Origin of the sequence: Prevotella sp. Rep29 (genome assembly GCF_019551475.1) — a bacterium.
Lineage (GTDB): Bacteria > Bacteroidota > Bacteroidia > Bacteroidales > Bacteroidaceae > Prevotella.
This window is the reverse complement of the sequence record NZ_CP047159.1, coordinates 2,513,425-2,525,757: the sequence shown is the minus strand read 5'-3', so window position 1 is coordinate 2,525,757 and position 12,333 is coordinate 2,513,425. Positions and strand designations below refer to the sequence as shown.

Sequence of the window (12,333 nt, the reverse complement as noted above, 5' to 3'; positions counted from 1 at the left end):
TGCTACTGAAAGTCTTACGCTTATTAAGGTTTATAATGTTGCGTCTTTATGAAATTAACGACCTTCTCAAAATCTCGTACAAAGTTCGATAATTCGTCAGCACTCCCGACCAAAAAAAGAGTCGAGTAGTCGGCTCTTTTGTTTTTTAGGGAGAGTATGGTACGAAGTGTTCTGGGCCAAATGTCGCCTCATCCCGACCAAAAAAGAGTCGAGTAGTCGGCTCTTTTGTTTTTTAGGGAGAGTATGGCACGAAGTGTTCTGGGCCAAATGTCGCCTCATCCCGACAAGAAAAGGCGGCAAGTGAAAATGCTCACTTGCCGCCTTTTCTTATTGCCGCCGATGCGTGCGTTGTCTTGCGGTTACATATTCAGGTTCTTGATGTCTTCGAGCGTGATGTCGCCGATGATGCTGATAATCTGAAGTTCTTTTTTCTCTTGTTGGAAGATGACGAACTCGTTCTTCTGTTTCTTTATTTTTCGGATGTAGATGACAGTGCGTTCACCTTCTTCGTTGTTCTCCATCGCAACCTCGTATTTCTCTTTTTTATAGAAATTCTCCGCATCTTTCTTGATTTCCGGGATGAGGTCTTTGTTTTCGCAGTCGAGAATACGTATTTGTTCGAGTTTGCCCGCTATCTGCGAGATGTCTTTGTCGCCCAGTGCCGACTTAGGCATGAGGCTGAGCAGGGTCTTGGAGATGTAAATGGTCTCCACTCCTTTCGTGTTGCTGTATTTCTTGAACAGCGCTTCTTGTGCATGGATGATGCTGCATGTGCAGGCAAGCATCATAATCATCATGAGTCGTTTCATTTGCGTAATGGTTTTAATATTTGATTTGTTCGATAGATTTGAGTCCTTTGTTGACGTTGGTTGCCAGCAGGGTGATTGCCTTTTCGGTGGTGGCGTATGCCTCCTCGGGCGTGTCGTAGGTGTCTTGATAGAACGGGTCGGGGCGGTTGGTGCCGAAGTATAGTCCGGCAGAGACAAGGAGCAGCATGCTCGCTGCGATGCCCGCTATCCAACGGACGTGAGCACGCCGGGTGTTTTTTCCTTGCGCAGCCAGTTGGTCGATGTGACGGCTGATGCGCTGTTCCAGTCCTTCAACCGTGGGTAGCTGACTGAAAAAGGCTTTTTCTTCAGCCAGTTCGGGAGCCACTTCGTCGCTCTCGAAGTAGCGATGCAGCGTGCGCTCTTCCTCTTCTGTCGTCTGTCCCTCGTAAAAACGGTTGAGCAGTTCTTTTATCTCATGCGTGTTCATGGTGTGTCTGTTGTTTGAATTGTTCTCTGATGGTTTTCCTCGCCCGGCTGAGCAGCACGCGGATGTTGACCTCAGTCAGTCCCGTCTGTTGTGCTATCTCTTCGTAAGTCAGTCCTTCCACGTCGCGGAGCGTGATGATTTGCCGTTGCTTTTCGGGCAGTTGGCTGATGAGTTGTCCTACCATCTGCTGGCTCTCCTGCCGTTCCATGTCGGTTTCGGCAGCGGAGAGGTCGGCAAGTTGCAAATCGTCTGCGGTATGTGTTGCCGGTTTGAGGTGCTGTCGCCGCTGCCGGTCGATGAACAGGTTGCGTACCAGCGTCTGGCAATATGCTTCCACGTTTCTTTCGACAAGCATTTCCTTGCGCCGTTCCCAGAGCTTTGTGAAGGCGTCTTGCACGATGTCTTCGGCATCCTGGCGGTTGCGGGTGAGCCGCAGCGCCGTCAGGAACATGCGCCGGTGGCAGGGCAGGAAGCGTGACTTAAATTCAGAAACATCCATCTATTTGTTCATCTCCATCACCTTCTGGACATCGTCGAGGCTGATGGTTCCGGTGATATGTATCAATCCGGGCTCTTTCGGTTCGGACATGACGATGATGAGTTCCGTGATTTTGTCTTTGTCTTTTTTACCGTAGATAGTAATCTGTTCGTCGGCTTCCTTCACATCGGCAATGGGCTCGAAGTCTTTCCATTCCATTTTCCCTACCATTTCGAGAAACTCCGTCTTCACGTCGGCAGCAGCCTCTTCGAGTGACAGGATGTTGATTCCCTCAAGGTTTTTCATGAATTCCATCGCCTTAGCCTCTTCGCTGTTTTGTTGTGCAGCCATGCCTGCAACCATTTGGAGCATCTCCTTGTTCACCGGCACGAACTCCACGCCGGGTTTCTCTTTGAAACTGTTGAAGATGTTTTCAACCGTCTGTGCTTTTCCCGCTTGGCAGGCGAGCACCAGTGCGAATGCAATCAGTAGCTTTTTCATTGTTGTCGTTTTTTTAATGATAATAGTTAGGTTTCTGAATATGTGACGCAAATTTCGACTTTTTGTTACATCGGAGCAACATTTTTTTCACTCGTATGCCGAAAACACATCTGAAACACGCCGACGACAGGGCATTTTCTTGTGCGTAAATTACGAAAATTGAACAAATCAAGCAGCAGAGTAATAATTTTGAGTTGGTTTTTCTTGTTGCAAATTTACTCAAATCTTTCTGCAAATTTACTCAATTCTCCTGAATAAGCCAAATAAAAGAATCATGAAATCAACAAATTCTGTGTTTTCTTTCTCTTTTTACCCTTTTCGCTTGTTAATGTTAATAATAGGTTTCTGAATATGTGAAACAAATTTCTTTTCTCGCACGTAAGTTCGACGAAAGATGAGCATCAAACGCGACCTGTATAAATATACGGGAAAGGGCGTATAAATATACGGTTGAACTTTCGTTTTCCAAAAGTGGCACTTTTAGCTTGCAAAAGTTCCCCTTTCAGCTCCTGAAAGTGGCACTTTCGGAGTGCGAAAGTGGCACTTTTGGAAGGCACTTTTTAACGTACTGAAATTCAAGGGTTTACAAAATGCAATCCGACCACCTTGCATTTGCATAAATATACAAAAGCAGCGGGACGCTCAACGAGGGGAGTGATGGAACGGAGTGGGGAACGTCATCAGACTTATCGTCCGTTCTTTCGGTCGTGTTTCTCCCAATATTTTGCCCCTTTTTTCTTCAGTTCTTCGGTGAACGCCTTGGCGATGGCAGCCGTCTTTTCTTCCTCTTCGGGCGAAGCGTAGGCATGGCGATAGCCCTTCACGTCGTTCCAGTGACCGCGTGTGAAGTCGGGCACCTCGACGGGCAGGTTGCCGTTGTCCATGGAGATAGAGCCGAGTTCAGCCAGAGAGCACCATTCCGCCATGTCATAGACGTCCATGTCGAGTGGCAATCCGTTCTGCAGGCAGTACACCAGGCGGGCATCCATGATGAAATCCATGCCGCCGTGTCCGCCCACTTCCTTAGCCATCTTCCCGTAGCGGGTGATGAGCGGATGCTCGTATTTCTGTTCGAGCGCCTTCTTGTCTTCAGCCGAGAGGTAGCTGTGTCCGGAGAGATTGTCGGACGACGGGCGCACACCGGCGTCTTTCATCGTCTGCGAGGAGACGGCATAGCCCTCCGACGGGTATTTGTTGGCGAAGCCGCTGGTGCCCGTCAGTTGATACATGCGGTTGTAGGGCTGCGGCGTCATCACGTTGTGGTGAATCTCAATCACTTTCCCTTGTTCGGTACGGATGAGCGTTGTCGTATGGTCGCCGTTGCGGAAGTCCCCGCATGGCTCTCCCGTGCGCTGTTCCACCAGCTTCTTTCCGTTGAATGACTTGGTGTCCATCGCCACCAATGTGTGCATGCGGTCTCCTCGATGAATGTCGAGCACCTGTGCCACCGGTCCCAAGCCATGCGTCGGATAGACATCACCGCGGAACTTCCGGTTGTAGTCGAGCCGCCAGCCCAGTTTGTCGTCTTCGCCCTTTTTCCAGTAATGGTCCCAATAGGGCGACAGTTCGTGGCGGTAAGCCCCCTGTACGTAGATAATTTCTCCGAACAGTCCCTGCTGTGCCATGCTGAGCGCGTTGAGTTCAAAAAAGTCGTAGCAGCAGTTCTCGAGCATGAAACAGTGTAGCCGCTTCCTTTCCGACAGGTCGATGAGTTCCCAGATGTCGTGCATATTCATGGCAGACGGCACCTCAATCGCCACGTGCTTCCCGTTCTCCAATGCGCATTTCGCTACGGGGAAATGGTGCAGCCAGTCGGTAGCGATATAGACGAGGTCGATGTCTTTGCGCTTGCAGAGTTGCTCGTAGCCGTTTTCGCCGCTGTAGATGTCGGCGGCAGGCATGCTCGCCTTCCGGAGATACTTCTGGCATTGTTCGGCACGTTCGCGCTCGTAGTCACAGAGTGCCATGACCTGCGTTCCCGGGATATGCGTGAAACGCTCCACGGCATCGGGACCACGCATGCCCAGTCCCACGAAAGCCACGCGCACAACGGGCAGCTTGGCGGTTGTCAGTCCGAGCGCATGCTGCTGTCCTGCCTCGCGCTGCGGCACTTCGGTCTTCACGACACCGTTCTCAATGCTGTAGCGCCACGTGAATTGTGCGTGCCCATTCAGCACGACCATCGCTGTCATCAGAAGACAGATAACGAATCTCAGAATATTGTTCTTCTTCATGGTTTATAATTTTAAAAAAGCTTTTATGGATAAGATGTTAAATGCAGACCGTTTCAGAACTCCACGTAAGGTTTCAGTCGCTGGATGGCTTTTTCGGTGAAATCCTTGTGCAGGGATAGTTCGTTCAGACTTTTGAGGTTTCCTTTGAGCCGTCGGTAGTCAACGATGGCTTTTGCCCGATAGAACCCGATATAGGGATGCTGGCGCAGTTGGTTGAGCGTGAGTTTATTGACGTTCAGTTTGCGCAGTTGCGGATTTTGTATCTGGAGATAGGGTAGCGCATCTTCGGGAAATCCTTCGATGTCGAGCAGTTGGTCTGTAGAATAGAATCCTCCCAGCCGCTCGCGATAGGCAACAATCTGTCGTGCCCATCCGCTTCCTATGCCCGGCACTTTCTTCAGTTGGCTGGTGTCTGCGAGGTTGAGGATGATGTGTTCCGACTCTTTCAGTTTGACGGGATATTTCAACGTGTCGCGGACATATTCCTCGCGCGTATTATTATATAATGTGGCAGCTGGTTGGTAATCCTCCGATATGCGGATGTAGGGTTGCAATGACTTATACTGCTTGACGGTCAGTCCATAGAGTTTGGCAAAGTCTTCAGGCTTGCGGTAGATGCCGCCCTTCGCACGATATTTGTAGATGTTGCGCACCTGCCACGGTGAGAGTCCCAGTCGGAGCAGCTGTGTGCTGTCGGCAGTGTTGGGGTCGAACGGGAAACGTTCCACCACCCGTTCCTCCGTTTTGTAGTATGAATGCCTTTGATGAGGTTTGCGGGAGGAGAATGTCTGTGGTGCTTCTCTCAGTGTGTCGGGTTCGCTTTCCGTGCGGTCGTATTGTCCTCCGACGGTCCAAAACACGATGAGGGCAACAGCCATGAGGAACAGTAGTGTGAGCAACACTTTCCTGTCGGATTTCTGCAGGTAGAAAAACTCTTTCAGAAACATGGCGTGTTTTCTTTATCCTCATCATGCAGTAGCACGGTGGCAGTTCCTTACTGCCACCGTGTCTGCCTGAAAATGATTACTCCTTGTCGTATTCGAGATGGAAGTTGACCACCGTTTCAACACCTTTGCGGAACATGTCGATGGGGAAGTTCTCGTTTGGTGAATGAATTGCGTCAGACTCTAATCCGAAGCCCATGAGGACGGTCTTGATGCCGAGTGTCTTCTCGAAGGTGGAGATGATACCGATACTTCCGCCGCGGCGCACAGGGAGCGGACGTTTTCCGAACACCTTTTCGAATGCCCGCTCTGCTGCTTTGTATGCAGGGAGCGTGATAGGACACACGTATGCCTCGCCGCCGTGCAGTGGCTGGATGTCAATCTTGACGGTCTTTGGCGCTACCTTCTTGAAGTAATCAACGACCAGCTGTGAGATTTTCTCATGCTCCTGGTGCGGAACCAGTCGGCAGGAGATTTTTGCGTAAGCCTTAGACGGGATGACGGTCTTGGAACCTTCGCCCGTATATCCGCCCCAGATGCCACAAATGTCGAATGACGGGCGGAAGCCGTTGCGCTCGATGGTGCTGTAGCCCTTTTCTCCGAACAGTTCCTCCACGTCGATAGACTTCTTGTATTTCTCGAGGTCGAAAGGAATTTCTGCCACCATCTTGCGTTCTTCTTCGGGAATGTCATCAACGTCGTCGTAGAATCCCGGCACCTGTATTCTGCCGTCTTCATTGGTAACGTCGGCAAGAAGTTTACAGAGCACGTTAATCGGGTTGGCAACCGCGCCGCCGAAATGTCCTGAATGCAGGTCATGGTTCGGACCCGTCAGTTCAATCTGCCAGTAAGCCAAGCCACGCAAGCCTGTCGTGAGTGAAGGCAGTTCGGCAGAGAGCATGCTGGTGTCGGAAACGAGGATGATGTCGCTCTTGAGCAGTTCTTTGTGTTGCTCGCAGAAAGCGCCGAGGCTGGGTGAGCCCACTTCCTCTTCCCCTTCAAGGATGAATTTGATGTTGTGTTTCAGCAGGTTGTTGCTGACCAGGTATTCGAAGGCTTTTGCCTGTATGAATGACTGTCCCTTGTCATCGTCGGCTCCACGTGCCCAAAGGATTCCGTCTTTCACCACTGGCTCAAACGGCTCCGTGTTCCACAGCTCGAACGGCTCTGCCGGCATCACGTCGTAGTGTCCGTAGATGAGTACCGTCTTAGCCTGCGGGTCCACCATCTTCTCGCCATAGACAATCGGGTTGCCGTTTGAAGGCATGACCTCAGCCTTGTCAACTCCTGCCGCCAGGAGCAGTTTCTTCCATTGTTCGGCACAACGAACCATGTCGTCTTTGTGTTCAGGCTGTGCACTTACGCTCGGTATGCGGATAAGACTGAATAGTTCTTCGAGCATCCGCGGCTCATTTTTCTCGATAAATTCTTTAATCATAATACGTATTGTTTTTAAAAGTTTTATATGAATCTCTGTTTATACCAGGTTATATCCATCCCAACTGGTGCATGAAGATGATAGCGATGCAGATGGGGCACACGATGCGGATGCAGAAAAGGTAGATGCCGAACAGTGTTCCGCGCAGCGTTCCCCAGTTGGTGTACTCATCTTTGAGAATCTTTTTCGGTACATACCAACCCAGGAAAAGGCAGGTGAAGAAGCCACCCAAAGGAAGAAGAATCTGTCCGGTCACGAAGTCGAAGATGTCGAACAGCGGTTTGCCAAACAGTTGCAAGCCGTCCCATGCACCCAATGAGAGTGAGCAAAAAGCGCCGATGACGGAACCGGTCAGCGTAACTATCAATGCCGCCCGACGGCGGGAGAGCCGGAACTCCTCATGTATGAATGCCGTGCAAACCTCATGTAGCGAGATGAGGGATGTAAGGGCTGCCAATGACAGCAGGGAATAGAAGAGCAGGGAGATGATATAGCCTACAACGGGAACGCTTGAAAAGGCTTGAAGAAAGACGTTAGGGAGGGTGATAAAGATGAGTGAGGGACCGGAGTCGGGCTGCACGTTGACGGAAAAGGCTGCGGGGAAAATCATGAGTCCGGCAAGTATGGCAATGAAAGAGTCTATCAGACTGATATGGACAGCCGATTTTGCCAGGTTTGTGTCACGGGAGAAATAAGAAGCATAGGTGCATATACAGCCCATGCCGATGCTTAAAGAGAAGAATGCTTGACCCAAAGCTCCGAGAAAGGTATCACTCGTCACTTTGGAGAAATCGGGCATGAAAAGAAAGCGGATTCCTTCGATGGCATTGGGGAGAAGGCAGGAAGCTACGACAATTATCAGCAGTAGTATGAAGAGTACGGGCATGAGCAGCTTGGATGCCCACTCAATGCCTTTCTGCACGCCCCGTATGATGATGAAATGAGTGAGAAAAAGGAATGCGATAGTCCAGAGAATCGGTTTCCATGTGCTCTGTGAGAAATTGATGAAATACTCATTGATGTATGCGGAATCTCCTTTGAGATGTCCTGCGGCTGAACCGAAGATGTATTGCAAACACCATCCTGAAACCACAGCATAATAGCCGATGATGAGAAAGCCGGTGAGCACACCCATGAAACCGATAATCCGCCATAGAGTGCCATTGGAAAGCTTGTTGTATGCCTGTGCGACGTTCGATGCTCCATGACGCCCGATAATGAACTCGCTGATCATACAGGGGATGCCTAAGATAAATACACAGACAAGATAAAGGATGATGAATGCCGCGCCGCCGTTTTCGCCTGTCATATAAGGGAAACGCCAGATGTTGCCCAGTCCAACGGCTGAGCCTGCTGTCGCCAGGATGATTCCCAACTTACTTCCGAATTTTACTCTTTCTGTGTGTGCCATAAAAAACTTTTGAAGATTGGTTGATTATGTTTATCTTTGCAGATGAATATGCGAACGATGAAAGATTTATATCGGTTGATGCTCCGCTATCCACTCAGTTCGCTGCTTGTCGCGGTGATTTGGGTAATCTGTCTGATTCCTGTTCCGGAAACCCCTTTGAGCGATGTCGCGCTGATAGACAAATGGACGCACATTGCGATGTATTTTGTCTTAGGCTTGGTGCTGTGGGCTGAATATCTTTTCAGACACAAGCGGGTGTGCCGTCAACGTGTCATCCTCATGGCATGGTTGGCTCCAGTGGTAATGGGCGGACTGATTGAATTTGTCCAGGCAACTTGTACCGGCGGTACTCGTAGCGGCGACTGGTTGGACTTTCTTGCCAATGCGATGGGGTGTACGCTCGCTTTGCCTATCGGTATTCTTCTGGCAAAGTGTTTCGCCAAATGGTGAATGGCATCATTCGCAGGTTGGAATTATAGAAACGTCGGTCGCCCGTGACCTCGGGACCTATAAATCCTGGTTTTTCAAAAACTTCGCCTTCGTCATTCAGTTCCACCTCAGCCATGACGAGCCCTTCGTTGTCGCCATAGAATTCGTCTATCTCAAACGTGTGTCCGGCATATTCCACCAAATATCGTCTTTTGTCGATGATTGGCGGTTCGCAGAGTTTCATCAACTGCTGAGCTTCTTCCAAGGAAATTTCTTTTTCAAACTCATAGCGTGACAGTCCGCCGTTTCTCGATGGCGACTTGATTGTGAGAAACCCTTTGTTGCCTCTGATGCGGATGCGCACCGTTGCACCCTTCGCAGCAATATATCCCTGCTGGATATGGGTGTCGGATGTAGCCAGCGCCTTGAAGTCTTTGTCTTTCCTGACAAGGAATTTCCGTTCGATTTCAAATCCAGACATGTCTATCCGACGAGTTGTGCTGAAAAGATGACAAAGATGATAGCCAACAGTATTAAGATGGCGAAAATCCATCGTATGACATTCTGTGCCTGTTTCTCTTGTTGTGCCTCGCGTTTGGCACGATTGATTTTACTTCTTTCACTCATAGTTTATATATTTTAATATGGTTTATTGATCATCGGTGACGGGGAATTCCATGAGGTATGCTTTGATGAAGTCGTCGATTTTTCCATCCATCACGCCATCCACGTCGGTCGTCTGGTAGTTGGTGCGGTGGTCTTTTACCCGACGGTCATCAAACACATAGCTTCGGATTTGGCTTCCCCATTCGATTTTTTTCTTTCCCGCCTCAATCTTTGCCTTTGCTTCGAGGCGTTTTTTCATGGCGCGGTCATAGAGTTGTGATTTGAGCAGTCGCATGGCGTTGTTTCTGTTCTCCAACTGTTTGCGGCTCTCCGTGTTCTCGATGAGGATTTCCTCTTCCTCGCCAGTGTCAGGGTCTGTATATTGATATCGCAGGCGGACACCCGTTTCCACCTTGTTGACGTTCTGTCCTCCGGCTCCGCTTGAACGGAAAGTGTCCCAACTCACTTTCGAAGGGTCCACATACACTTCTATGGTATCATCCACCAGCGGAGAAACAAAGACTGAGGCAAAGCTGGTCATGCGTTTGCCTTGTGCGTTGAATGGCGAAACGCGCACCAGACGATGGACTCCATTTTCGCTTTTCAGGTAGCCATAAGCGTATTCTCCACCTTCGATTTCCATCGTCACGCTCTTGATGCCTGCCTCGTCGCCGTCCTGCAAGTTGCTGACAGTCACTTTATGACCGTGACTTTCAGCCCATCGCATATACATCCGCATGAGCATTTGTGCCCAGTCCTGACTCTCAGTTCCGCCGGCACCGCTGTTGATTTTCATTACGCAGTCCATCGGGTCTTCCTTCTGGCGCAGCATGTTTTTCAGCTCGAGCTCTTCGATGGCTTCGATGGCTTTTTTGTAATCGGCATCCACTTCTTCTTCCGTCACCATCTCATCGTGATAGAAGTCGAAAGCGAGCTGCAGTTCGTCGGCAGCATCGCGCGCCGACTTATATCCGTCGAGCCATTTCTTGATGCCTTTCACCTTTTTCATCTGCTCTTGTGCCCGGGCGGGATCTTCCCAGAAGTCAGGTGCTTGCGTACGAAGTTCTTCTTCTTCGTATTCCACTTTCTTTTTCTCGATGTCGAGATAGCGGTGGAGTGCGTCGGTGCGTTCCAGGATATCTTTGAGTTGTTCTGCGGTAATCATTCCTTGTACATTTCTTCTATTTCCTTCGCATAGTTTTTGTTGAGCACAGCGCGCTTGATTTTCAGCGTGTTGGTCAGCTCTCCGGCTTCCATGGTGAAGTGGTGTGGCAGCAGGGTGAAGCGTTTTATCTTTTCGTAGCTTGCCAGCGACTGTTGCAGGGTGTCTATGCGTTCGGTAAACATTTTATGGATTTGTTCGTTCTTGCAGAGGTCTTCACGGCTGTCAAACGGGATGTCGTGTTCCTTTGCATATTCCTCAAGCAAGGGATAGTCGGGGATAATCAGGGCAGAAACGAATTTCTTTTCATCGGCAATAACTGCAATCTGGTCAATGAATTTATCGACCAGTATTTTCGCTTCAATCATTTGCGGAGCGATGTATTTGCCGTTGCTCGTCTTGAACAGGTCTTTGATGCGTTCTTTCAGGAAGAGTTCGCCGTTCTGGAGATATCCTGAATCGCCCGTGCGGAAATATCCCTCACTGTCAAAACTCTGTTCGTTGAGGGCTTCGCGCTTATAGTATCCCCGTGTGATGGTCGGTCCTTTCAGTAGGATTTCATCGTTCTCTCCGATTTTGACATCAATGCTGTGAATGGGGCGTCCGACGGAGCCGATGGTGAACGGTTTGTCCATGTGGATGCACGAGACGGTGGCAAGACTTTCTGTCAGTCCATATCCCACCATCATGAAGATGCCGATGCTGTGCACGAATTCCTCTACTTCTGGCGAAACTGTTGAGCCGGCAGTCGGGAAGAAATGGGCATTCTCCAAGCCCAACTGTTTGCGTATCAGTTTGAACAGCGTCTTGTTGTAGAAGTTGTATTTGATGCTAAGCAGTGGTGACGGGCGTTTCCCTCTCGCCAGACATTCCACGTTGTGTCGCTTTCCGACCCGCAGCGCGTCTTGGAACAGGCGTTTCTTGATACCGCTGGCGTTATCAATCTTGGCATTGACACCGGCATATACTTTCTCCCAGAAGCGTGGAACGGCACACATACATGTGGGGTGGGTCTCACGCATGGACTGCTGGATTTCGTGCGGATAGGTGTTGATGATAAATTCTGCCCCTTCGGTCATGGCAAAGAATGTCCATCCTCGCTCGAAGACATGTGTGAAAGGCAGGAAGTTCATCACCCGGTCGTTCTCGCCGACGGGCACACATTTGTCGTTGCCGTCGAAAGCGGCATGGTATTGACTGTAGGTAAGGACCACTCCTTTTGAGTCGCCGGTTGTCCCGCTGGTATAAAGTATGTTGGCAATATCATCTTCGTTTGCTTGTGCATACAACGCTTCCACTTCGGCTTGTCGCGGCAGGTTGTCACCCAATTTCAGGAAGTCGTGGAAGTAGATGGCGTTTGTGTCGTGCACACTGATGCGGACGCTGGGGTCGTAGATGATGATGCGCTCCAGGGTGGGGCAGAGTGCGAAGATGCGATGTGCCTTATCGTATTGCTCCTGTTCGCCGACAAAAAGGACGCGTATGTTCGCATCACCGATGATATATTGGAGTTGTTGCTCGCTGCTGGTGGCATAAAACGGGATGGTTACCGCGCGTATGCCGAACGCTCCGAAGTCGGTAAGCAGTGAGTGCATGGTGTTTTGTGAAAAAACGCCAATGTTTTCCTGTACCTTCACACTCAGGTTCAGTAAGGCGTTAGACACCTTTTTCACCTGTTCGGAGAATTGTTGCCATGAGATTTGTGACCATTTTAAACTGCCGAATTCCCGATAGTTCAGCGCAGTTTTTGAGCCATATTTTTTTGCTTGCTCATGAACAAGAACGGAAAGATGACATATTGTCTGCATAACGGATGTTTTTTATTTCTGCAAATTTAAGGAAAATTTGGGGAAAAACAAAACAATCCGCAGAA

At 49.7% G+C, this 12,333-nt stretch carries 13 protein-coding genes; 1 reads left to right on the top strand and 12 read right to left on the bottom strand.

All coding sequences use genetic code 11. From position 1 onward, the window contains the following. Window positions 1-359 precede the first annotated feature (359 nt). From GRF55_RS10795 to GRF55_RS10760, 8 genes are all read right to left on the bottom strand, one after another. Window positions 360-809, bottom strand: coding sequence for a DUF4252 domain-containing protein (locus tag GRF55_RS10795; RefSeq protein ID WP_220368411.1), 450 nt, complete (start codon window positions 807-809; stop codon window positions 360-362). A gap of 13 nt (window positions 810-822) precedes the next feature. Next, window positions 823-1,257, bottom strand: a complete 435-nt coding sequence (locus tag GRF55_RS10790) for a hypothetical protein (RefSeq protein WP_220368410.1) — start codon at window positions 1,255-1,257, stop codon at window positions 823-825. Next, the gene (locus GRF55_RS10785) at window positions 1,244-1,756 is read right to left on the bottom strand and encodes an RNA polymerase sigma factor (protein WP_220368409.1); all 513 of its coding nucleotides are present in this window, start codon (window positions 1,754-1,756) and stop codon (window positions 1,244-1,246) included. Before GRF55_RS10785 ends, GRF55_RS10790 begins: the two co-directional genes overlap by 14 nt. Next, entirely contained in the window at window positions 1,757-2,236 is a 480-nt protein-coding gene (locus GRF55_RS10780) for a DUF4252 domain-containing protein (RefSeq protein ID WP_220368408.1), read from the bottom strand. A 686-nt stretch (window positions 2,237-2,922) separates the two neighbouring features. After that, on the bottom strand, window positions 2,923-4,428 hold the full coding sequence (locus GRF55_RS10775) for a Gfo/Idh/MocA family protein (RefSeq protein WP_255563872.1): 1,506 nt from the start codon (window positions 4,426-4,428) through the stop codon (window positions 2,923-2,925). 95 nt (window positions 4,429-4,523) lie between these two features. Further along, complete coding sequence (locus tag GRF55_RS10770; RefSeq protein ID WP_220368406.1) at window positions 4,524-5,417, bottom strand: helix-hairpin-helix domain-containing protein; 894 nt, start codon at window positions 5,415-5,417, stop codon at window positions 4,524-4,526. A gap of 76 nt (window positions 5,418-5,493) precedes the next feature. Further along, window positions 5,494-6,852: a dipeptidase gene (locus tag GRF55_RS10765; RefSeq protein ID WP_220368405.1), complete on the bottom strand. Its 1,359-nt coding sequence runs from the start codon at window positions 6,850-6,852 to the stop codon at window positions 5,494-5,496. 49 nt (window positions 6,853-6,901) lie between these two features. Then, a complete protein-coding gene (locus tag GRF55_RS10760; protein WP_220368404.1) occupies window positions 6,902-8,263 on the bottom strand; it encodes a sodium-dependent transporter in 1,362 nt (453 codons plus the stop codon). Window positions 8,264-8,320: 57 nt separating this feature from the next. On the opposite strand from GRF55_RS10760, the gene GRF55_RS10755 reads away from it, so the two are divergent. Next, window positions 8,321-8,713: a VanZ family protein gene (locus GRF55_RS10755; RefSeq protein WP_220368403.1), complete on the top strand. Its 393-nt coding sequence runs from the start codon at window positions 8,321-8,323 to the stop codon at window positions 8,711-8,713. On the opposite strand, the gene GRF55_RS10750 is transcribed toward GRF55_RS10755, so the two are convergent. From GRF55_RS10750 to GRF55_RS10735, 4 genes are read right to left on the bottom strand one after another with little or no spacing between them, the layout of a single operon-like run. Further along, complete coding sequence (locus GRF55_RS10750) at window positions 8,673-9,173, bottom strand: CYTH domain-containing protein (protein ID WP_220368402.1); 501 nt, start codon at window positions 9,171-9,173, stop codon at window positions 8,673-8,675. The genes GRF55_RS10755 and GRF55_RS10750 overlap by 41 nt on opposite strands. A gap of 2 nt (window positions 9,174-9,175) precedes the next feature. Continuing rightward, window positions 9,176-9,319, bottom strand: a complete 144-nt coding sequence (locus GRF55_RS10745) for a hypothetical protein (RefSeq protein ID WP_220368401.1) — start codon at window positions 9,317-9,319, stop codon at window positions 9,176-9,178. A gap of 22 nt (window positions 9,320-9,341) precedes the next feature. Beyond that, entirely contained in the window at window positions 9,342-10,463 is a 1,122-nt protein-coding gene (gene prfB / locus GRF55_RS10740; RefSeq protein WP_220368400.1) for a peptide chain release factor 2, read from the bottom strand. Next, window positions 10,460-12,268: a long-chain fatty acid--CoA ligase gene (locus GRF55_RS10735; RefSeq protein ID WP_220368399.1), complete on the bottom strand. Its 1,809-nt coding sequence runs from the start codon at window positions 12,266-12,268 to the stop codon at window positions 10,460-10,462. The genes prfB and GRF55_RS10735 overlap by 4 nt, the downstream gene beginning before the upstream one ends. Window positions 12,269-12,333 lie beyond the last annotated feature (65 nt).